Here is a 21,505-nt window from a genome sequence, read left to right on the forward strand (position 1 = left end):
CACTCAGGATGCTCTCATCGTCGGGCGGGACGCTCGGGAACATGAGCGAGAACTCCCGCCCGAGCGGCGCCCCCGAGAACAACCCGTACCACGTGAACCCCGAGTGGCCGCCCCCGCCGGCCTACGCTCCCCCGGCCCCGCAGTCCGCGCACCGGCGCGCCCGGGGCCCGGCCAAACTGCTCGTGGCCGTGGCGATCGTCGCGGCCGCCGTCGGCGGGACGACCGCCTACGGGGTGCAGGAGCTGACCGGCACCGGCGGCAGCAGCGTCGCCGCCGCGTCCGCCGCCGAGACCGACGTGGTGCCGGCCTCCCTGAAGGGCACGGTGGCCGGGGTCGCCAAGGCGGTGAGCCCCAGCATCGTGGAGATCAAGGCCGCCACGTCGTCCGGTTCCGCCACCGGGTCGGGCGTGATCATCACCGACGACGGCGAGATCGTCACCAACAACCACGTGGTCGCCGGGGCGAACAAGATCCAGGTGCGCACCCACGACGGCAAGACGTTCGGCGCGCGGGTCGTCGGCACCGACAGCCGCAAGGACCTGGCCCTGATCAAGCTGGAGAACGCCTCCGGTCTGAAGGCCGCCACCCTCGGCAACTCCGACGGCGTGCAGGTCGGCGACCAGGTCGTCGCCATCGGCTCCCCCGAGGGCCTGACCGGCACGGTGACCAGCGGCATCGTCTCCGCCCTCGACCGCGACGTCACGGTACCCAGGGACGACAGCCAGGGTCAGCAGCAGTGGCAGCGCGGCGACGGCTGGCCGTTCGAGTTCGGCGGCCGGCAGTTCAACGGCGACACAGGCGGCTCCACGACGACGTACAAGGCGCTGCAGACCGACGCCTCGCTGAACCCCGGCAACTCCGGCGGCGCGCTGATCGACATGAACGGCAACATCATCGGCATCAACTCCGCGATGTTCGCGCCCAGCGGCGCCGAGTCCTCCGCCGCGGGCAGCGTGGGCCTGGGCTTCTCCATCCCGGTCAACACCGTCAAGGCGGACCTGCCGGACCTGCGGGCCGGTGCGACGAACTGACGCACCGGACGGGAAACGTGCGACGCTGAAGATCCGACGAACCGTCCCCTCCCCCGCCGCGCCGGCCGCGCGGCGCGCAGCCGAAGGACCCGCCACCCGATGAGCCCCGCAGACGGCGACCGTGCCCCCCAGCGCATCCTGATCGTCGACGACGAGCCGGCGGTGCGCGAAGCACTCCGGCGCAGCCTGGCCTTCGAGGGCTACGACACCGAGGAGGCCGTCGACGGCGTGGACGCCCTGGACAAGGCGGCGGCCTACCGTCCCGACCTCCTCGTCCTCGACATCCAGATGCCCCGGATGGACGGACTGACCGCCGCCCGCCGGATCCGCGCCACCGGCGACACCACGCCGATCCTGATGCTGACGGCCCGGGACACCGTGGGCGACCGGGTGACCGGGCTGGACGCCGGCGCGGACGACTACCTGGTCAAGCCGTTCGAGCTGGACGAGCTGTTCGCGCGGATCCGCGCCCTGCTGCGCCGGAGTACGTACGCGGCGGCGGTGGCCGCCTCCGCCGAGTCCGGCGACGTCCTCACCTTCGCCGACCTGAGCATGAACCTGGCCACGCGGGAGGTGTCCCGGGCCGGGCGCCCGGTGGAGCTGACCCGCACGGAGTTCACCCTGCTGGAGATGTTCATGGCGCACCCGCGCCAGGTGCTCACCCGTGAGCAGATCCTCAAGTCGGTCTGGGGCTTCGACTTCGAGCCCTCGTCCAACTCGCTCGACGTGTACGTCATGTACCTGCGCCGCAAGACCGAGGCGGGCGGCGAGCCGCGCCTGGTGCACACGGTGCGGGGGGTGGGGTACGTGCTGCGGCAGGGCGGCGCGGAGTGACCGGACCGGTGCGCCGATTCCGCGCCCTGCCGATCCGGGCGCGCCTGTCGCTGCTGGTGGCCGCGGCCGTGGCGTTCGCGGTGGCCGCGGTGTCGGTGACCTGCTGGTTCATCGTGCAGGGCAAGCTGTACGAGCAGGTCGACGAGGATCTGAAGAAGGCGACGGTGCTGCAGGGCCCGCAGCGGGTGGACGAGATCCGCAGCGCCCTCACCGACTGCACGGAGACGCCCCGGGACGAGGGCGCGGGCGGTTTCCAGTACACGTACTCGCAGGTGGTCAAGGAGGACGGCACGGTCTGTCTGTTCCCCAGCTCGGTGGGGAACGTCAAAGTCACCGCGTCGGACCGGCGGGTGATCGAGAACGCGGGCGAAGGCTCGCGGGGCATCTTCCGCGACGGCACGGACGAGGACGGCGACGACGTCCGGGTGCTGACACTGCCCCTGGTCATCAACGACCCTTCCACCCTGACCAGCACCCACGCGGCCGTCATCGTGGCGGTCCCGCTGAAGGGCACCCAGTCCACCCTCAACGACCTCGCGCTGATCCTGCTGCTCGTCTCCGGCATCGGGGTGCTCGGCTCGGCCGCCGCGGGGCTGGCCGTCGCCCGGGCGGGTCTGCGCCCGGTGGACAAGCTCACCGAGGCCGTCGAGCACGTCGCCCGCACCGAGGACCTGAGCATCCGCATCCCGGTGGAGGACGAGTCGGAGGACGAGGTCGCCCGCCTGTCACGGTCCTTCAACTCCATGACGTCCGCGCTCGCCAGCTCCCGTGACCTCCAGCAGCAGCTCATCGCGGACGCCGGGCACGAACTGCGCACCCCGCTCACCTCGCTGCGCACCAACATCGAGCTGCTGACCCGTAGCGAGGACACCGGCCGCCCCATCCCGCCGGCCGACCGCAAGGCCCTGCTCGCCTCGGTGAAGGCGCAGATGACGGAGCTGGCCGCGCTCATCGGGGACCTCCAGGAGCTGTCCCGCCCGGACCCTGACCACCAGGCGGGCCGTACCGGGATCGTCCCCTGGCACGACGCCGTCGAGTCGGCCGTGCGCCGGGCCCGGCTGCGCGGCCCGGAGCTGACCGTCACGGCCGACGTGCGCCCCTGGTACGTGCGGGCGGAACCGGCGGCGCTGGAGCGGGCGGTGGTCAACGTGCTGGACAACGCGGTGAAGTTCAGCCCGCCCGGCTCCACCGTCGAGGTGCGCCTCGCCGACGGCGTCCTCACCGTCCGGGACCACGGCCCCGGGATCGCCGCCGACGAACTCCCGCACGTCTTCGACCGTTTCTGGCGCTCCCCGGGCGCCCGCGCCCTGCCCGGCTCCGGACTCGGCCTGTCGATCGTGGCGCGGACGGTGCAGCAGGCGGGCGGCACCGTCGCCCTGACCCCGGCCGAGGGCGGCGGCACCACCGCCACCGTCCGCCTCCCGGGCGCCCCCACCCCGCCCCCGGAGGTCCCCGGAACCCCGTGACACGCTGGGGCGCATGGCGAATCCCCCGGACGGGCTGCCCGTCTACCGCGTACTGACCGGGCCCGACGACTCCGCGTTCTGCCGGCGGGTCAGCGAGGCGCTGGCGCTGGGGTACCGGCTGCACGAGGGGCCGGCCGTGACCTTCGACGGGGAGCGGGTGATCGTCGCCCAGGCGGTCGTGTGGGACGTCGAGGGCTGACAGGCGAAAAGGGCCGGTGCTCGGCACCGGCCCTTTTCGTGCTGCGGGTTACTTCACTACGGTGATGCGGGTCACTTCACGATGGTGATGCGGTCCGCCGCCGGCGGGGCCAGCGGGGAGCCGGCCGAGGAGTTGGCGGTCAGGTACTGCTCCAGGGCCGCCAGGTCGTCGTCACCGACCAGGTCGTCGGTGCCCTGGCCCAGGGTGGTGAAGCCGTCGCCGCCGCCCGCGAGGAAGCTGTTCGTCGCGACGCGGTAGCTCGCCGACGGGTCGATCGCCTCACCGTTCAGCCGGACGGAGTCCGTGACGACCCGGTCGGCGCCGGTCTTCGTCAGGTCCAGCGTGTAGGTGAGTCCGTCGGACACCTGGAGGATCTTCGGGGCCGCCTCGTTGGAGCCGCTGACCTGCTCCTTCAGGGCCTGGATCACCTGAGCTCCGGTGAAGGTCTGCAGGTTGACCGTGTTGGCGAACGGCTGGACCGTGAACGCCTCCGCGTAGGTCACCACGCCGTCGCCCTCGCCGCCGCTCGCCGCGTAGGTGAGCGAGGCGCGGATGCCGCCCGGGTTCATCAGGGCCAGGTCGGCCTCCGGGTCGAGCGTGCGGGCGTACTCGAGCTGCGCGTCGGCGATGAGGTCGCCCAGCGGGGACTCGGTGCCGTCCTTGACGACGTCGCCGGAGATGTAGCCGATCGGGCGGTTGCCGATCGGGGCGGCGAGGGTGTTCCACTTGCCGATCAGGCCGGTGATGTCGGACGCCTTGGGGACGTCCCGCGAGACCACGTGGTTCGCGGACTTCACGGCCGTACGGGCGATGTCGCCGGTCCAACGGTCGTACGTCAGCGTGGTGTCCGTGTAGAGGCGGCCGAAGGACGCGGCCGAGGTGACCATGCGGGGCTTGCCCGCCGGGTCCGGGATGGTGCAGACGTACGCGTTGTGGGTGTGGCCGGTGACCAGCGCGTCCACGTCGGGCGAGACGTTCTTGGCGATGTCCGCGATCGGGCCGGAGATGCCGTCGCCGGCGCCCGGGGAGTCGCAGTCGTAGTTGTAGTTCTGCGAGGCCGGGAAACCGCCCTCGTGGATCAGCGCCACGATGGACTTCACGCCCTTGCGGCGCAGTTCCTTGGCGTACTTGTTGATCGTCTCCACCTCGTCCTTGAAGACGAGGCCCTTCACGCCCTCGGCGGACACGATGTCCGGGGTGCCCTCGAGGGTCACACCGATGAAGCCGACCTTGACGTCCTTCTTCTTCCACACCCAGTACGGCTTGAGAAGGGGCTTCTTGGTCTTCTCGTTCAGCACGTTGGCCGTCAGGTACGGGAAGTCGGCGCCCGCGAACTTCTTGTCCGTGTAGCAGCCGTCCGTCGGGTGGCAGCCGCCGTTCTGCAGGCGGCTCAGTTCCTTGGCACCCTCGTCGAACTCGTGGTTGCCGACCGAGGTGACGTCCAGTTCGAGCTTGTTCAGCGCCTCGATGGTGGGCTCGTCGTGGAACAGGCCCGAGATCAGCGGGGAGGCGCCGACCATGTCGCCGCCGGCCGCGGTGATGGAGTACGGGTTGCCCTTGCGGGCCTGGCGCAGATGCGTGGCCAGGTACTCCGCGCCGCCCGCGTCGATCGTCTTCACCGTGCCGTCCGGCTGGACCTCGGTGACCCGGCCGGAGGAACCGGTGGGCGGTTCGAGGTTGCCGTGCAGGTCGTTGAAGGACAGCAGCTGCACGTCCTGGTAGCGGCCGTGCTGGTGGCCCTTGCCCTTGTCGTGCTGCTCGCCCGCGTTCGCCGACCCGGGCAGGGCCGCGGCGGCCAGCGCACCGACGGTGAGGACACCGGCGGCGGTCGCGAGGAGACGGTTCGTACGGCGTCTGCGGCGCGGGTGCGCCGGGGATGTGGCTGGCATACGCCCCCCTGTCGGTGCGAGTGGGTACCGGCGCAGCCTAGAGTCAACGCGCGTAGCGCGACAGGGGCTTCCGGGTTACGACCTGGTTTATCTTTCGCCGGTGCCGTCGCGGCGGGGTGCGCGCGGCACGCTGCCGCCTCCTCACCCGGCCGTCCCCTTACCCTCGTACGCATGACCAGCGACGCCTTCTCCCGGCCCGGCCGCCCCCGTTCGCTCCAGACGTACACCGTGCTCGACACCGACCAGGTCGAGGCGGTCCTCGCCCTGCTCGCCGACGCCGCGCGCGCCGACGGGCAGCAGGCCGTGTCCGAGCAGGGCCGGCTGAGCCTGCGCGGCGGGGAGCGGGACGGTGTCTCGCACCTGCTGCTCACCGTCGACGACGAGCTCGTCGGCTACGCCCAGTTGGAGGACACCGACCCGGTGGAGCCGCCGGCCGCCGAGCTGGTGGTGCACCCCTCCTACCGGGGCCAGGGCCACGGGCGGGCCCTCGGCACCGCGCTGCTCGCCGCGTCGGGCAAGCGGCTGCGGGTGTGGGCGCACGGCGGCCACTCCGCCGCCCGGCACCTGGCCCAGGTGCTCGGGCTGACGCTGTTCCGTGAACTGCGGCAGATGCGGCGGCCGTTGTCCGGGCTGGACCTGCCCGACCCGGTGCTGCCGGAGGGTGTGGAGGTGCGCGCCTTCGAGCCCGGCCGGGACGACGCGGCCTGGCTGGCGTTGAACGCCGCCGCCTTCGCCCACCACCCCGAACAGGGCTCCCTCACCCAGCGCGACCTCGACGACCGCAAGGCCGAGCCGTGGTTCGACCCGGAGGGCTTCTTCCTCGCGGAGCGAGACGGCCGGCTCGTCGGCTTCCACTGGACCAAGGTGCACCGGCGGGAGGGCCTCGGCGAGGTGTACGTCCTCGGGGTCAGCCCCGACGCCCAGGGCGGCGGGCTCGGCAAGTCACTGACCACGATCGGGCTGCGCCACCTCGCGGACCAGGGCCTGCCCACCGCCATGCTGTACGTCGACGCCGACAACAAGGCGGCCGTGTCCGTCTACGAGCGGCTGGGCTTCGTCACCCACGAGACGGACCTGATGTACCGGACGGAGACCTGAGCGCCCGGAGCGTGCGGCGCCGGACCGGTTCGGCGCAGCTCACCGCCAGCGCCACGAGCAGGGCGCACAGCAGCACCGCCCAGCGGTCGTGGGCGGCCGCCCAGTGGGGGTCGGCCGGCTCGGTGAACATCCCCCAGTCGGCGGGGCTCAGCAGCGGCGCCAGGACCGCGCACACGAGCAGGAGCGCGGCGACCCCCTGTCCCGGCCGCGCGCTGTCCCGGCGCACCGCGAACGCCGCGCCGGCCAGGGCGAGTACGAGGGCCGTCGCCGCCTCCACGGTGACGTCCCCGGCCGGGGGACGCGCGTCCTCGGGGACCAGCAGCAGCGCCGCGGTCCACCACAGGGCGGCGAACGGCACCAGCGGCGCGCAGCGCAGCGCGAGCCGCAGGCCGCGCCGGACGGGCACGGCGGCCGTGGTGTGCCGGGCCGGGTCGTCCAGCAGGAACGCCGCGCCCAGCGCGAAGGACAGGGCGGCGGCCCGCAGCGCGGTGATGGCGGCCCACGCGGTGACCTCGCCGCCCGACAGCCTCGGCAGCGCGGCCGCCAGCAGCCCCAGGCCGCTCGCCGCGGCCACCGCCCGCCAGGGGACGGTGCGGGCGACGGGCCGCAGCAACTGAAGGACGGTGCCCGCCGCCCGCGCCTCACCCACCGGGGCGTCACCCGCCCGGGATCCGGTCACCCGCACGTGTCGTCACCTTCCGGCTTCGGCAGGCCCAGCACCTGCGCCACGCGGTCCGTCGACACCTTGGGCGCGGTCAGTTCCTTCCAGCCGGACCGCACCTTGGCCTCGGCCTCCTGGCGGGGCAGCGCCAGCAGTTCCCGCAGCACCTCGGTGTGGGCGGCGGTCATCTGCAGCGGCTCGGTCTGCGAGATGACGATCGCCGAGCCGGTGTCGCTGTCGTCGATCCGCACCCGGCGCAGGTCCGCCACCGGGTCGGGGCGGCCGGCGAGGGCCAGCCACATGACGGTGACCATCCGGCCGTCGCACATCTCGCCCATCTCCGTCTCCGTGCCGGCGACCAGCACCCCGGCGACGGCGACCGTGAACTCCGGGACACGGTTGCCGCCCCAGGCCGTGCCGACGGTGACCTCGCCGGGGCGGGTGGCCGGCGGGATCGGCCCGTCGGAGTCCAGGCCGTAGCGCGCCTCGACCCGCTGCCGCACGAGCAGCGGCCGCTCCCGCGCGTCGCCCCCGGCCAGGGCGCGCACCTCGTCGACGGTCTCCGCCCAGTCGCCGGTGCGCGACTCCCACTCGGGGAAGGCGCAGTAGGTCGTGGTGTCCCGCTCGGCGCAGGTCTGGAGCTTCTCCGGGGTGACCGTGGCCCGGACCCGCGCCTCGGTCGTCGCCTCCGGCACCCCGCGGGACTGTCCCACCGCGCCGACCACGGTCAGCGCCACCGCGCCGGCGGCGGCCGCCTGCACGGTCCGCAGCCGGGCGCCGCCGGACAGCAGCAGCGCCGCGAGCATCAGCGTCAGCGCGAGCCCGCCCAGGTACAGCGCGTGCCAGGCGGCGGGGCGGCCGATCAGGTCGGAGGGGAGGGTGATGAGGCTGTACTCGGTGACGGACGGCACCAGCCACCGGGTCCAGCCGTCGGTGGCGGAGCCGGTGAGGAACATGGCGAGGAAGAGCAGGAGGACGATCAGCAGCGGTGCCGCGAAGGGCGCGGCGAGCAGGCGGGCCAGCAGCACTCCGAACCCGCCCAGGAGAAGCACCGACAGCGGGCCGACGAGGAGTTCACCCGGTGAGCCGTGCCCGACGGCACCCGGCTTGAGCGCCTCCCAGGCGAACTGCGCGCCCACGCACGCCCCGGTCAGGAGCGCCGCCGAGACGACGGACAGCAGATGCGCGACCGTGCGCTGCCACCGGGGGAGCACCAGCACGGCGAGGTGCCGTTCGGTGTCGTGGCGCCGGGAGCGCAGCACGGCCTGGTTGGCGCTCAGCAGCACCGCGAGGCCGACCAGCAGCGGGCCGTCCTGCGTGGCCCGGTCGGCGTCCTGCAGCGCGGGGAAGCCGTCGAAGGAGTCGCGGGTGTGCCACACGATCCAGGCGAGGTACGCCGCGAAGGCGACCAGCACCGGCACGCGGGTCAGGAGCCTGCGGGTCTCGAAGCGGGCCAGGGCGAGAACGGCCGCCGAGGAGGCGCCGGGCGCCTGTGTCACGGGGGCCGGGGCGGGGGCCGTGGTGGTGGTCGTGCTCATGCGGTCACCTCCGCGCCCGCGCCGTCCAGGGTGAGCAGGTAGCCGTCCTCCAGCGTCGGTTCGAGGAGATCCGCGCCGGCGGGCGGGTCGCCCACGTTGCGGAAGGTGCCGAGGCCCGTGCGCCAGCCGGCCTTGGCCCCGGGGTCGCGCCCGTCGCTGCTCCACACGCGTCCGGCGGCCCGTGCGGTCAGCTCGGCGGGGGTGCCGTCGAAGCGGACGGTGCCGCCCGCGAGCACGACCACCCGGTGACAGAGCATCGCCACGTCCTCGGTCTGGTGCGTGGACAGCAGCACGGTGCGGCCCTCGCCGGCGGTCGCGATCAGCTCACGGAACCGCATGCGCTGTTCGGGGTCGAGACCGACGGTGGGCTCGTCGAGGACGAGGAACGCCGGGTCGCCGGCCAGTGCCGCCGCCAGCGCCACCCGTTGCCGCATGCCGCCGGACAGCTTGCGGATGCGCTTGCCGCGCACGTCGCCGAGTCCGACCTCCTCCAGCACCCGCCGCACCTCGGTGTGGCGGGCGGTGCGGTCGGTCAGCTCCTTGAGGATCGCCACGTAGTCGACGAACTCGAAGGCGGTGAAGTCGGGGTGGAAGCCCGGCGTCTGCGGCAGGTAGCCGAGCCGGCGCCGGACCTCCTGACGGCCGCGTGCGGTGCCCGGGTCGTGGCCGAGCACGGTGAACGCGCCCCGGTCGGCGGGTACGGCGGTGGCGAGGACCCGCAGCAGGGTCGTCTTGCCCGCGCCGTTGGGGCCGAGCAGCCCGGTGACGCCGGGGGACAGCCGCAGCGACACGTCGTCCAGGGCGCGCGTGCGGCCGTAGTGGAGGCTCAGCCCGGAGGCCGAGACGGTGGGGGACATGGGGAACTCCCGTGGCAGGTGGTGGGGGCCGGGGCGGTGAAGCGCCCCGGCCGGTGAGGAGCCGGGCGCGGTCAGACCGCGGGGTCCCGGTGCAGGTCGAAGCGGTCCCGGAGCAGGACCAGCAGTCCGGCGGCGAGTACGGCGACGGCCGCCGAAACGCCTTGTCCGGCCGCGGTGAAGGGGGCGAGCGTCTGCTGTCCGCCGTCCCGGACGGCGTCCGCCGTGAGCAGCAGCGCGATCCAGCCGCCGCCGACGAGCGAGGGCGCCAGGACGGGTCCGAGCCGGGCCGACAGCGCGAGTGCCGTGGTGATGAGCGCGAGCGCGGGCAGCAGCCAGCTCAGGGCGAGCAGCCCGTACCCGGGGAGGGCGAGGGTGGCCAGGCCGTTGAGACCGAGCCCGGCGGTCAGCACCGCCACCGTGCGGATCATCAGCAGCCGGAAGCCGTGCATCGGGGCGACCACGGCCATCTCGTACGTCGGGTCGACCGCCGGCCCGTACGACAGCGCGACCCCGACGAGCGGCAGCAGCGGCGCGAGGGCGAGGAACAGCATGACCCGGCCGCCTCCGGCGTTGCCGACCGCGACGGCCACGGTGAGCACCAGCACGGCGGCCACCGCGCCCAGCCAGGAGCGGCGCAGCGCCGGGGTGGCGACCAGCAGCCGCGCGGTGTGGTCGGCCACGCCGATCCGCAGCAGCAGCGACTCCAGCAGGCCCGGCCGGGGCGCGTCGAGTTCGGCGTCCAGCCGCTCCCAGGCCGTGTCGAGGGAGACGGGGTCGCCGAGGGCCGCGAGGACGGCACGGCAGTGCGCGCAGGCCGTCAGGTGGGTGTCGGCCGACCACAGCGCGGGCGGCTCCAGCTCGGCCCGCGCGTAGGCCCGCAGGTCGTCCTCGGGGACGTGCCAGCGCTTGTCCTCGTACGTCATGCCAGCGCCTCCCGGAGTTGCCTGCGGGCCCTCATCGCCCGCGTCTTGACCGTGCCCGGCGGGATGCCGAGCAGGACCGCGGCCTCGCGCGTGGTCAGCCCGTCGACCACGGTCGCCTGGAGCACCGCGCGCAGTTCCGGCGACAGCCGGACCAGGGCGCCGGCGAGGTCCCCGTGCTCGACCCCCGCGAGCACGCGCTCCTCCGCCGACACCTCGTCGCGGTGCCGCAGCCGTGCCAGCGCCTGCCGCAGCCGCCCCCGTGCACCGGCGCCGCGCAGGGCGTCGACCAGCCGGCGTGAGGCGATCCGCCACAGCCAGCCGGCGGCGTCCGCGCCCGCCGTGTCCTCGCGGTGGCGGGCGGTGCCGCGCCACACGGCGAGGAAGGTCTCCTGCACGACGTCGTCGACGAGGGCCGCGTCGGCGCACCGGCCGCGCATGCGCGCGGTCAGCCACGGCGCGTACCTCCGGTACAGCTCCTCGAAGGCGCCCCGGTCGCCGTCGGCCGTGACGGCGCGCAGCAGCTCGCCGTCGCTTCTCTTCTCGCTCACGTCTCCTCATCGGACGGGCCCGGCCGATCGGTTCACGGATCCTGAGTTGACTTTTACACCCCCCTGCACCACCCTTTCACTACTCAATTAGTGAAAGGGTGGTTGTCGAGTGGTCGACTACCGCATCGACCGGCGCAGCGGCGTGGCCACCTACGTCCAGATCGTGCAGCAGACGAAGCAGGCGCTCCGTCTGGGGCTGCTGGCCCCGGGCGACCGACTGCCCACGGCCCGCGAGGTCGTGGAGGCCACCGCCGTCAATCCGAACACCGTGCTGAAGGCGTACCGGGAGCTGGAGCGCGAGGGCCTGGTGGAGGCCAGGCGCGGCCTCGGCACCTTCGTGCGCCGCTCGCTGGGCGCCGCCCCCGCCGACTCCCCGCTGCGCGCGGAGCTGGAGGACTGGGCCTCCCGGGCCCGGGCGGCCGGCCTGGAGCGGGAGGACGTCGCCGCGCTGTTCACCGCCGTACTCGAGACGCACTACCCGGCGCGGGCATCCGAGGCCGCGCCGGACGACGCCCCGGCCCCGCACCCCGTTCCTTCGAAGACCCCCCAGGGAGACCCGTCATGACCGTCCCGGCCCTCGAGGCGGAGGCGCTCGGCAAGCGCTTCGGCCGGCGCGCCGACTGGGCACTGCGCGACTGTTCCTTCCGGCTGCCCGCCGGCCGTGTGTGCGCCGTCGCCGGCCCGAACGGCGCGGGCAAGTCCACGCTGCTCGCGCTCGCCACCGGCCTGCTCGCGCCCACCGAGGGCACGGTCCGCGTGCTCGGCACCGACCCCGCGACGGCCCGTCCCCGGGTGGGCTTCGTCGACCAGGACAAGCCGCTGTACCCGCAGCTCACGGTCGCCGAGACGCTGCGCATGGGCGCCGACCTCAACCCCGGCCGCTGGGACCCGGACACCGCGCGGCGGGTCGTGGACGGCGGGGACCTGGACCCGGGCAAGCGGATCCGCTCCCTCTCCGGCGGCCAGCGCACCCGGGTGGCGCTCGCCCTGGCCCTGGGCAAGCGGCCCGAGCTGCTGCTCCTGGACGAGCCGATGGCCGACCTCGACCCGCTGGCCCGGCACGAGCTGATGGGCGTGCTGATGAGCCAGGCCGCCGCCCACGGCACCACCATCGTGATGTCCTCGCACGTCGTCGCCGAACTGGAGGACTCCTGCGACCACCTGCTGCTGGTCGGCGGCGGCCGGGTCCGGCTGGCCGGTGAGATCGACGACCTGCTGGCCGCCCACACCCGGGTGGTGGCCCCCGCCGGAACCGGCCTCGCACCGCACGAGGTGGTCGAGTCCCGCACCACCGGACGCCAGCTCAGCGCGCTGCTCCGCCCGGCCGGCCCGCTGCCCGCCGACTGGCGCACCGGCACCCCGTCCCTCGAGGAACTCGTCCTGTCCTACCTGCGCAACCCGGCGGCCACGGCCCCGGCCGCCGCGCCCGAGACCACGGAGGCCGCCGCGTGACCGCCGCCCTCACCACCCCGGCCGCCGCCGGCCGCCCCGCCCGCGCCCCCCGCCAGTGGCGCTGGCTGGCCCGGCTGCACCGCCCGGCCCTGATCTGCGGTGGCGTACTCGTCCTGCTGACCGCGGCGGCACTGCTGTGGCTCGGCGGGCCGCTCACCGACGGCTCGGCGGCGGCCTGGAAGGCGTACAACGCCTGCGGGTTCACCCCGGTCTGCTCCTACGACCAGAGCGCGATCCTCCTCTACAAGGACGTCTACAACTGGACGACGTTCGCCGTGCTGGCCGTGCCGTTCCTGGTGGCCGCCTGGGCCGGCGGCGCGCTCGTCGGCCGCGAGACGGAATCCGGCACGGCCCGCCTGGCCTGGACCCAGGGCGTGTCCCCGGCCCGCTGGCTGGCCTCCCGGCTGGTCCTCCCGGCCGTGCTCACCGCCGCCGGGACCGGACTGCTGGCGGGACTGCACCACTGGGCCTGGGCGACCGGCAGGGAGCGCATCGACAACACCAAGTTCTGGTACGACCCGGCCACCTTCCACGCCAACGGCATCGTTCCCGTGACACTCGCCCTGACCGGTCTGGCGGCGGGCGCCCTGGCAGGACTGCTGCTGCGCCGCGCGATGGCCGCCCTGGCCGCCGCCGCCGTCACCGTGGGGGTGCTGTGGGCGGGCGTCCACGCGGCCCTGCCGTACCTGTGGCCGTCCGTGACCCGGGTCAGCAGCCTGCGAGAGGGGCCGCTCGGCAAGGGCCTCCAGGTCGGCGAAGGGGTACTGACCGCAGGGGGCGGCCGGGCGACGGCCCCGTGCCACACCAGCCAGCTGTACGGCTGCCGCGACACCCTGGCCGACATGGGCGCGACCGCCTTCTACCGCGACCTGCACCCCGCCTCGCACTACTGGCCGCTCCAGCTGGTCGCCTCGGGCATCCTGCTCGCTGTCGCCTGCCTGCTGACGTACGCAGCCTTCCGGGCGGTGCGCCACAGCACCGGGACGGCGCGCGGCTGAGTCCTCCGGCAGCCGGAGGGGGCGTGCCCGCACGGGGTACGCCCCCTCCGCCGTGCCCCCGCGGGCCACCCCCCGCTGCCTTGGACGTCATGTCGCCGTAACCACGGATTCAGACGGCGCTGCCACGCTCGGTGAATGCATCCCGCCGCACCCCAGCCCTCACCCCGCCGGGTGAACGGGAGGAACGGGAACGCCTCAGGGCCACCACCGCTCCCACCCGCGCTCTCCGACGCGCCCGGGACGCCCCTCGCGCGGAAGAATGGGGTCATGAGCCAGCCCAACGCCCAGGCACAGGTACAGCACTCGCAGCCCTCCGTGGGCTCCATCGCCGCGCACCGGCCGCACACCGTGGCCGGAGTGGTCTCCGACCTGGAACCCGACATCGACGCCGACCTGGACGGCTACGAGGAGGCGCACACCGACGGTGCCGCCCCGCTGCCGCAGGGCCGTTTCCTCGACCGTGAGCGCAGTTGGCTGGCGTTCAACGAGCGCGTGCTCGAACTGGCCGAGGATCCCGAGACCCCGCTGCTGGAGCGGGCGAACTTCCTCGCGATCTTCGCCAGCAACCTGGACGAGTTCTTCATGGTCCGGGTGGCCGGACTCAAACGCCGCATAGCCACCGGCGTCGCCACCCGCTCCGCCTCCGGCCTCCAGCCGCGCGAGGTGCTGGAGATGATCTGGGCCCGCTCCCGCGAGCTGATGGCCCGGCACGCCGCCTGCTACCACGAGGACGTCGCCCCGGCACTCGCGGAGGAGGGCATCCACCTGGTCCGCTGGAACGAGCTCACGGAGAAGGAGCAGGCCCGCCTGTTCACCCTGTTCCGGCACCAGATCTTCCCGGTGCTGACCCCCCTCGCGGTCGACCCTGCGCACCCCTTCCCCTACATCTCGGGCCTGTCGCTGAACCTGGCCGTCGTGGTGCGCAACCCGGTCACCGGGCACCGGCACTTCGCCCGGGTGAAGGTCCCGCCGCTGCTGTCCCGCTTCCTGGAGAGCTCCCCCGGCCGCTACGTCCCCATCGAGGACGTCATCGCCGCCCACCTGGAGGAGCTGTTCCCGGGGATGGAGGTGCTGGAGCACCATGCCTTCCGGCTCACCCGCAACGAGGACCTGGAGGTCGAGGAGGACGACGCGGAGAACCTGCTCCAGGCGCTGGAGAAGGAGCTCATGCGGCGCCGCTTCGGCCCGCCGGTGCGCCTGGAGGTCGAGGAGTCCGTCGACCGGGAGGTCCTGGACCTGCTGGTGCGGGAGCTGAAGATCGGCGAGGCCGAGGTGTACCCGCTGCCCGGCCCGCTCGACCTCACCGGCCTGTTCCGCATCCACAGCCTGGACCGGCCGGAGCTGAAGTACCCGAAGTTCGTCGCGGGCACCCACCGCGACCTGGCCGAGGTGGAGTCGGCCTCCGCGCCGGACATCTTCGCCGCGCTGCGCGGCCGGGACGTGCTGCTGCACCACCCGTACGACTCCTTCTCGACGTCGGTGCAGGCGTTCCTGGAGCAGGCGGCGGCCGACCCGGACGTGCTGGCCATCAAGCAGACCCTGTACCGGACCTCCGGCGACTCCCCGATAGTCGACGCGCTCATCGACGCCGCCGAGTCCGGCAAGCAGGTCCTGGTGCTGGTCGAGATCAAGGCCCGCTTCGACGAGCACGCCAACATCAAGTGGGCGCGCAAGCTGGAGGAGGCGGGCTGCCACGTCGTCTACGGCCTGGTCGGCCTGAAGACCCACTGCAAGCTGTCGCTGGTGGTCCGGCAGGAGGGCGAGACGCTACGGCGCTACAGCCACGTCGGCACCGGCAACTACCACCCGAAGACGGCCCGGCTCTACGAGGACCTCGGCGTGCTCACCGCCGACCCGCAGGTCGGCGCGGACCTCTCCGACCTGTTCAACCGGCTCTCCGGCTACTCCCGCCGCGAGACCTACCGCCGGCTGCTGGTCGCCCCCAAGTCGCTGCGCGACGGCCTGATCTCGCGGATCGACAAGGAGGCCCAGCACCACCGTGCCGGGCGGCCCGCCTACGTCCGCATCAAGGTCAACTCGATGGTCGACGAGGCCGTCATCGACGCCTGCTACCGGGCCTCCCAGGCGGGCGTCCCCGTCGACATCTGGGTGCGCGGCATCTGCGCGATCCGGCCCGGGGTGCCGGGCCTGTCGGAGAACGTGCGGGTGCGGTCCGTGCTCGGCCGCTTCCTGGAGCACTCCCGGGTGTTCGCCTTCGGCAACGGCGGTGAGCCGGAGGTATGGATCGGCAGCGCCGACATGATGCACCGCAACCTCGACCGCAGGATCGAGGCGCTGGTGCGGGTCACCGACCCGGCACACCGGGCCGCGCTGAACCGGCTGCTGGAGACGGGGATGTCGGACACCACGTCGTCCTGGCACCTCGGTGCGGACGGCGAGTGGACCCGGCACTCGACCGACGCGGACGGCCAGCCGCTGCGCAACATCCAGGAGATGCTCATAGACGCCCGGAGGCGCCGGCGTGGCACAGCAGCACCATGATCCGACGGCCGGTCCGGTACCGGCGGACGTCCTGGCCCGCCATCTGCGGGACCGGGCGACCGAGTTCCTCCGCGCGCTGCGCCTCCACCGGGAGTCCGGTGCGGGCGCGGCGTCGGAGGACTCCGCCGAGGCGGCCCGCGCGCTGCGGCGTGCGGCCCGCCGCATCAGCGCCGGGCTGTACACCTTCCAGCCGGTGCTGGACCCCGCCTGGTCGCAGGCGCTGGGGCCCGAACTGGCGTGGGTGTCCGGCACGCTGTCCCTGGAGGACGCCTGCGCGTCCCGCCTGGACCAGCTCCTCCTCGCCCTCCACCGCCTCTCGGGCACCCCGGACACCCCGCCCGGCGTCCGGCTCCCCCGCCCCGGCCCACACGCCGAACACCCACGTCCACGGCCACCCCCGAGGACCCCCGGTCCCGGCCGGCGCTCCCACACCCACGCCGCCGACGGCACCCCGCCCGACGTGCCCCGTACCGCCTCTTCGGCATCCGGCGCCCCCGCCCCCGCGCGACCGGGACCCAGCCCGCCGCGGCCCGCCGCACCGGCACATCCGCCGCCCCGCCCGCACCCCACGCCTCCGGCGCGCCCACGCCCGCCGACGGCACCCCGCCCGACGTGCCCCGTACCGCCTCTTCGGCATCCGGCGCCCCCGCCCCCCGCGCGACCGGGACCCAGCCCGCCGCGGCCCGCCGCACCGGCACCGTGACCGCCACCGTCCCGGCCCCGGACGACCGTCACGCCGCCGACCGGCGTCCCGAAGGGAACGCGCGTCCCGGGGACTCCCGCGCCCCCCGGCCCTCCCCCGGCCGGGGCAACCTCACGGTCGGGGCGGCCAAGGCCGGGGCGCTGCTGGACCGGCAGCTCACGCTGGCCCGGACGCGGGCGCACTCCACCGCGCTGCAGGCGCTCGGGTCGTCCCGGTTCCACGCCCTCGCCGACCAGGTGGCCGTGCTCGCCAGCGAGGTACCGCTGGCCCCGGCGGCCGACGGCGCCGACCTGCGCCCGCTGGCGGACGCCGCGCGCGAGCGGCTCGCCGACGCCGTCGCCGCGCTGCCCCTGCTCACCGCGGGCAGCCCGTACAACGCCGAGGCGCTGGTCCACGGACTGTCCCCGGACCTCGCGCCACACCCCCAGGACGCCCCCTGGCACCAGGTCCGCCTGCTGCTGCGCCTGCACCGCTACGCCCGCGAGGTGCTGCACGGGTCCGGCGACGGCCCCGGCGACGGCCCCGGCGACAGCCCCCGGCTGCTCGCGGCAGGCGAGGCGCTGGACCGGCACCGCGACGCCGCCGAGGCCGCGGCGGCCGCCGCGCAGGCGGCCCGTACCCCGCGGATCGCGCCGGCCACCGCGTACGCCCTGGGCGTGCTCCACGCCGACCAGCGGCACGAGGTGGAGGCGGCCCGGTACGCGTTCCAGCGGGCCTGGCAGAAGCCGGCCGGGGACTCGCCGTAAGGCCACCGCCACGACCCCCAGGAGGCACCCGGTGCGCACACCCCGTCCCGCCCGGAGCGGCACCCTCGTCGTCCAGGCCGCCGGCTGTGTCCTGTGGCGCCCCTCCCCCGTCACCGGCGAGCTGGAGCTGTGCCTGGTGCACCGCCCCAAGTACGACGACTGGTCCTGGCCCAAGGGCAAACTGAAGCGCGGCGAGGACCCGCTGGCCGGCGCGCTGCGCGAGGTCGCCGAGGAGACCGGCCACACCGCCGCGCCGTCCGCCGAGCTGCCCGGCACCCGCTACCTCGCGCGGGGCCGCCCGAAGCGGGTCCGCTACTGGGCGGCCGAGGCCGTGTCCGGCGCCTTCGTCCCGAGCGACGAGGTCGACCGGATCCTCTGGCTCCCCCCGGACGCCGCGCGCCGCCGTCTCACCTCACCGATGGACGCCGGTCTGGTGGACGCCCTGCTCGCCGTCCTCCGCCCGGCCCGCTGACCACGGAACACACCCCTGCGGCCCCACGCGCCGCGACCTCACCGCACCGTCCTCAGGGGTTCACCCCTCGTTCATGTACGGCCATCGGCCGCTTCACCTCTTCTGCCTAATTTCGGCCTTACGCGGTGCGGTTCGCCCGTACACGAACGCTTTGACAGAGGAGGCGACCGCCTCCCCACACTTCGCACGCCGCCGAATTCAGGACGGCGGCCACTGGAAGGAACACAAGTGAAGCTTCAGCGCATGAACCGGCGGGCCCTCGCTCTCGGTGCTCTCGCCGTCTCCGGCGCCCTGGCGCTCACGGCGTGCGGCTCCGACGACACCGGCGGCAACGGCGGCGGCACCGACGCCTCGGCGACCGCGCAGGCCGGCACCATCGACTGCGGCGACGCCAAGGGCCAGCTCCAGGCCTCCGGCTCCTCCGCCCAGAAGAACGCGATCGACGCCTGGGTGCGGCAGTACACCGCGGCCTGCAAGGACGTGCAGATCAACTACAACCCGACCGGTTCGGGCGCCGGCATCACCGCGTTCACGCAGGGCCAGACCGCGTTCGCCGGCTCGGACTCCGCGCTGAAGCCCGAAGAGGTCGAGGCGTCGAAGAAGATCTGCGCCGACGGCCAGGGCATCGACCTGCCGATGGTCGGCGGCCCGATCGCGGTCGGCTTCAACGTCCCCGGCGTCGACACCCTCGCCCTGGACGCCCCCACCCTCGCGAAGATCTTCGACAACAAGATCACCAAGTGGAACGACCCGGCGATCGCCAAGCTCAACGCCGACGCCGACCTCCCCGACCTGAAGATCCAGGCCTTCCACCGCTCCGACGAGTCCGGCACCACGGACAACTTCACCAAGTACCTGAAGGCCGCCGCGCCCAAGGACTGGAAGTACGAGCCGGCCAAGTCCTGGGCGGCCGAGGGCGGCCAGTCCGCGCAGGGCTCCTCCGGCGTGGCCCAGCAGGTGAAGCAGACCTCGGGTGCGATCTCGTACTTCGAGCTGTCCTACGCCGCCGACGGCGTCAAGACCGTCGACATCAAGACCGAGGCCGCCGAGCCGGTCAAGGCGACCATCGAGAACGCCACCGCCGCCATCGGCGCCGCCAAGGTGGTCGGCACCGGCAAGGACCTCGCCCTGAAGCTCGACTACACCCCGACCGCCGCGAACGCCTACCCGATCGTCCTGGTGACGTACGAGATCGTCTGCGACACCGGCAACAAGGCCGAGACCCTGCCCGCCACCAAGTCCTTCCTGGGCTACATGGCCTCCGAGCAGGGTCAGGGCCAGCTCGCCGACGCGGGCTACGCCCCGATGCCGACGGAGATCATCACCAAGGTCCGCGAGACCGTCGCCGGCCTCAGCTGACCCGAGTGTGCGGCCCGCACCCCACCCGGGCCGGGCCGCACCGTCCGGTGCACCGCCAACAGGAGCCCCCGGCCCCCGGGCGGCTCCGACCGAGCCGCCCGACCCGGCGGCTCCGCAGACCGGAGAACCCGATGGACACCACCACGCAGAAACCCGCCGCGCCGCCGGCACCCGGCCCGGCCGCGCCCCCCGACACCCGTGCCGCGCGCGGCGCCACCCGCCCCGGCGACCGGATCTTCCTCGGGCTGTCCCGGGGGTCCGGCATCCTCGTCCTGGTCCTGATGGCCGCCATCGCGGCCTTCCTGACCTACCGCGCCTCACTCGCGATCGCCGCGGACGAGGCCAACTTCTTCACCACCTTCGAGTGGAACCCCAGCGGCTCCCCGCCGGAGTTCGGCATCGCGGTCCTGGCCTTCGGCACGGTCGTGTCGTCGGTGATCGCCATGGTCGTCGCGGTGCCGGTCGCCGTCGCCATCGCCCTCTTCATCACCCACTACGCACCGCGCCGCCTCGCGGGCCCCGTCGCGTACGTGATCGATCTGCTCGCCGCCGTCCCGTCCATCGTCTACGGCCTGTGGGGTGCCCTCGTCCTCGTGCCGCACCTGGACGGCCTCTACGGCTGGCTCGACGACTACCTGGGCTGGACCGGGATCCTCGACTGGAACGACGGCGCCCCGCGCTCGCTGTTCACGGTCGGCATCCTGCTGGCGGTGATGATCCTGCCGATCATCACCAACGTCAGCCGTGAGGTCTTCCGCCAGGTACCGCGGACGCACGAGGAGGCCGCCCTGGCCCTCGGCGCCACCCGCTGGGAGGTCGTCCGCATGTCGGTGCTGCCGTTCGGCCGCTCCGGCGTCATCTCCGCCTCGATGCTGGGCCTCGGCCGCGCGCTCGGCGAGACGATGGCCGTCGCCATGGTGCTCTCCCCGAGCTTCACCATCGACGCCAGCCTGCTCGACCCGGGCGGCGGCACCTTCGCGCAGAACATCGCCAGCAAGTTCAACGAGGCCACCGAGACGGGCCGGGACGCGCTGATCGCCTCCGGTCTGGTGCTGTTCGTCATCACCCTGCTGGTCAACGGCGCGGCCCGGCTGATCATCGCCCGCCGCAAGGAGTACTCGGGGGCCAACGCATGAGCCACGCCGTCCACGACACCCGCCCGTCCGGTTCGCTGCGCGGGGCCACCCTCCCGAAGTGGTTCCCCTGGGCGGTCGCCGCCGCCTCCACCGCCCTCGGGTTCGGCGTCAGCACCGCGGCCGGGCTGCACAGCGACATCCAGTGGGCGCTGATCGCCGCGCTGCTGTTCGTCGTCGGCTCGTACGCCGTCTCCGCCAAGGTCGAGGGGCGCCGGCAGGCCCGGGACCGCACCGCGACCAGCCTGGTCTGGGTCGCCTTCCTGCTGGCCGTCATCCCGCTCGCGTCGCTGACCTGGGAGACCGTCAAGCGGGGCATCAAGGTCCTCGACGGCTACTTCCTCACCCACTCCATGGGCGTCGTCGCCGACACCGAACCCGGCGGCGGCATCTACCACGCCCTGCTGGGCACGCTGGAGCAGGTCGGCCTCGCCACCCTGATCTCGGTGCCGGTCGGCGTGCTCACCGCGATCTACCTCGTCGAGTACGGCCGCGGCCGGCTCGCCCAGGCCGTGACCTTCTTCGTCGACGTCATGACGGGCATCCCGTCCATCGTCGCGGGCCTGTTCGTCCTCAGCCTGTGGATCCTCATCCTCGACATGGGCTACTCGGGCTTCGCCGGCTCGATGGCGCTGGCCATCCTGATGATCCCGGTGGTCGTGCGGTCCACGGAGGAGATGCTCAAGCTCGTCCCGAACGAGCTGCGCGAGGCGTCCCTCGCCCTCGGTGTCCCGAAGTGGCGCACCATCCTCAAGGTGGTCCTGCCGACGTCCGTCGGCGGCATCACCACCGGCGTGATGCTCGCGATCGCCCGCATCACCGGTGAGACCGCGCCCGTGCTGCTGCTGGTCTGGGGCACGAACTTCATCAACGCCAACCCGTTCCAGGACCCGCAGGCGTCGCTGCCGATGTACATCTACCTGCAGTACACCAACGGCTCCGAGGCGGCGTACGACCGTGCCTGGGCAGCGGCCCTGACGCTCATCGCGTTCATCATGATCCTCAACCTGGTGGCCCGCGGCATCGCCCGCTGGAAAGCCCCGCAGACCGGTCGCTGACCGGCCCCCCACACAGTCGTCGGCGACCCGAAAGAAGC

General features: G+C 73.7%; 20 protein-coding genes and 1 pseudogene. 15 read left to right on the forward strand and 6 right to left on the reverse strand.

Translation table 11 applies throughout. From position 1 onward, the window contains the following. Nucleotides 1-41 precede the first annotated feature (41 nt). The 4 genes from F3L20_RS30470 (at nt 42) to F3L20_RS30485 (ending at nt 3,530) form a co-directional block, all read left to right on the forward strand. The gene (locus tag F3L20_RS30470; RefSeq protein ID WP_206338837.1) at nt 42-1,031 is read left to right on the forward strand and encodes a S1C family serine protease; all 990 of its coding nucleotides are present in this window, start codon (nt 42-44) and stop codon (nt 1,029-1,031) included. A 99-nt stretch (nt 1,032-1,130) separates the two neighbouring features. After that, a complete protein-coding gene (locus F3L20_RS30475; protein ID WP_145826647.1) occupies nt 1,131-1,865 on the forward strand; it encodes a response regulator transcription factor in 735 nt (244 codons plus the stop codon). Further along, nucleotides 1,862-3,331: a sensor histidine kinase gene (locus tag F3L20_RS30480; RefSeq protein ID WP_150157019.1), complete on the forward strand. Its 1,470-nt coding sequence runs from the start codon at nt 1,862-1,864 to the stop codon at nt 3,329-3,331. The genes F3L20_RS30475 and F3L20_RS30480 overlap by 4 nt, the downstream gene beginning before the upstream one ends. Before the next feature lie 13 nt (nt 3,332-3,344). Further along, complete coding sequence (locus tag F3L20_RS30485; protein WP_145826645.1) at nt 3,345-3,530, forward strand: DUF1737 domain-containing protein; 186 nt, start codon at nt 3,345-3,347, stop codon at nt 3,528-3,530. Nucleotides 3,531-3,601: 71 nt separating this feature from the next. Here F3L20_RS30485 and F3L20_RS30490 read toward each other — a convergent pair whose 3' ends face one another. Continuing rightward, nucleotides 3,602-5,419 (reverse strand): bifunctional metallophosphatase/5'-nucleotidase, encoded by a 1,818-nt coding sequence (locus F3L20_RS30490; protein WP_150157020.1) that lies wholly within the window; start codon nt 5,417-5,419, stop codon nt 3,602-3,604. Nucleotides 5,420-5,590: 171 nt separating this feature from the next. On the opposite strand from F3L20_RS30490, the gene mshD reads away from it, so the two are divergent. Then, on the forward strand, nt 5,591-6,517 hold the full coding sequence (mshD, locus tag F3L20_RS30495) for a mycothiol synthase (protein WP_150157021.1): 927 nt from the start codon (nt 5,591-5,593) through the stop codon (nt 6,515-6,517). Here mshD and F3L20_RS30500 read toward each other — a convergent pair. The 5 genes from F3L20_RS30500 to F3L20_RS30520 form a co-directional block, all read right to left on the reverse strand. After that, nucleotides 6,477-7,196 (reverse strand): ABC transporter, encoded by a 720-nt coding sequence (locus F3L20_RS30500; RefSeq protein ID WP_150157551.1) that lies wholly within the window; start codon nt 7,194-7,196, stop codon nt 6,477-6,479. The two genes, mshD and F3L20_RS30500, sit on opposite strands and share 41 nt — an antisense overlap. After that, the gene (locus tag F3L20_RS30505; protein WP_150157022.1) at nt 7,193-8,716 is read right to left on the reverse strand and encodes an ABC transporter permease; all 1,524 of its coding nucleotides are present in this window, start codon (nt 8,714-8,716) and stop codon (nt 7,193-7,195) included. Before F3L20_RS30505 ends, F3L20_RS30500 begins: the two co-directional genes overlap by 4 nt. Further along, the gene (locus F3L20_RS30510; protein WP_150157023.1) at nt 8,713-9,573 is read right to left on the reverse strand and encodes an ABC transporter ATP-binding protein; all 861 of its coding nucleotides are present in this window, start codon (nt 9,571-9,573) and stop codon (nt 8,713-8,715) included. Before F3L20_RS30510 ends, F3L20_RS30505 begins: the two co-directional genes overlap by 4 nt. Nucleotides 9,574-9,644: 71 nt before the next feature. Further along, nucleotides 9,645-10,496, reverse strand: a complete 852-nt coding sequence (locus tag F3L20_RS30515; protein WP_150157024.1) for a zf-HC2 domain-containing protein — start codon at nt 10,494-10,496, stop codon at nt 9,645-9,647. Next, nucleotides 10,493-11,044, reverse strand: a complete 552-nt coding sequence (locus tag F3L20_RS30520; RefSeq protein WP_150157025.1) for an RNA polymerase sigma factor — start codon at nt 11,042-11,044, stop codon at nt 10,493-10,495. The genes F3L20_RS30515 and F3L20_RS30520 overlap by 4 nt, the downstream gene beginning before the upstream one ends. A 109-nt stretch (nt 11,045-11,153) precedes the next feature. Between F3L20_RS30520 and F3L20_RS30525 the strand changes: the two genes are divergently transcribed. The 10 genes and pseudogenes from F3L20_RS30525 to pstA all read left to right on the forward strand — a co-directional run bounded on the left by F3L20_RS30525 (nt 11,154) and on the right by pstA (nt 21,467). After that, the gene (locus tag F3L20_RS30525; protein WP_240810794.1) at nt 11,154-11,609 is read left to right on the forward strand and encodes a GntR family transcriptional regulator; all 456 of its coding nucleotides are present in this window, start codon (nt 11,154-11,156) and stop codon (nt 11,607-11,609) included. Next, nucleotides 11,606-12,496: an ABC transporter ATP-binding protein gene (locus tag F3L20_RS30530; protein ID WP_150157026.1), complete on the forward strand. Its 891-nt coding sequence runs from the start codon at nt 11,606-11,608 to the stop codon at nt 12,494-12,496. The genes F3L20_RS30525 and F3L20_RS30530 overlap by 4 nt, the downstream gene beginning before the upstream one ends. After that, the gene (locus F3L20_RS30535; RefSeq protein ID WP_150157027.1) at nt 12,493-13,494 is read left to right on the forward strand and encodes an ABC transporter permease; all 1,002 of its coding nucleotides are present in this window, start codon (nt 12,493-12,495) and stop codon (nt 13,492-13,494) included. Before F3L20_RS30530 ends, F3L20_RS30535 begins: the two co-directional genes overlap by 4 nt. A gap of 135 nt (nt 13,495-13,629) precedes the next feature. After that, a complete protein-coding gene (locus tag F3L20_RS30540) occupies nt 13,630-15,996 on the forward strand; it encodes an RNA degradosome polyphosphate kinase (protein ID WP_382685433.1) in 2,367 nt (788 codons plus the stop codon). Then, on the forward strand, nt 15,977-16,699 hold the full coding sequence (locus F3L20_RS35760) for a CHAD domain-containing protein (RefSeq protein ID WP_150157028.1): 723 nt from the start codon (nt 15,977-15,979) through the stop codon (nt 16,697-16,699). Before F3L20_RS30540 ends, F3L20_RS35760 begins: the two co-directional genes overlap by 20 nt. A 101-nt stretch (nt 16,700-16,800) precedes the next feature. Beyond that, a pseudogene (locus tag F3L20_RS35765) lies at nt 16,801-17,445 on the forward strand (CHAD domain-containing protein); the annotation flags it as partial. Between the two features lie 31 nt (nt 17,446-17,476). Then, complete coding sequence (locus tag F3L20_RS30555) at nt 17,477-17,917, forward strand: NUDIX hydrolase (protein ID WP_150157029.1); 441 nt, start codon at nt 17,477-17,479, stop codon at nt 17,915-17,917. Nucleotides 17,918-18,145: 228 nt separating this feature from the next. Further along, complete coding sequence (gene pstS, locus F3L20_RS30560; RefSeq protein ID WP_206338838.1) at nt 18,146-19,276, forward strand: phosphate ABC transporter substrate-binding protein PstS; 1,131 nt, start codon at nt 18,146-18,148, stop codon at nt 19,274-19,276. A gap of 131 nt (nt 19,277-19,407) precedes the next feature. Continuing rightward, on the forward strand, nt 19,408-20,412 hold the full coding sequence (gene pstC, locus F3L20_RS30565) for a phosphate ABC transporter permease subunit PstC (RefSeq protein WP_150157030.1): 1,005 nt from the start codon (nt 19,408-19,410) through the stop codon (nt 20,410-20,412). Further along, on the forward strand, nt 20,409-21,467 hold the full coding sequence (gene pstA / locus F3L20_RS30570; protein WP_150157031.1) for a phosphate ABC transporter permease PstA: 1,059 nt from the start codon (nt 20,409-20,411) through the stop codon (nt 21,465-21,467). The genes pstC and pstA overlap by 4 nt, the downstream gene beginning before the upstream one ends. Nucleotides 21,468-21,505: the final 38 nt, after the last annotated feature.

Source organism: Streptomyces tendae (assembly GCF_008632955.1).
GTDB lineage: Bacteria > Actinomycetota > Actinomycetes > Streptomycetales > Streptomycetaceae > Streptomyces.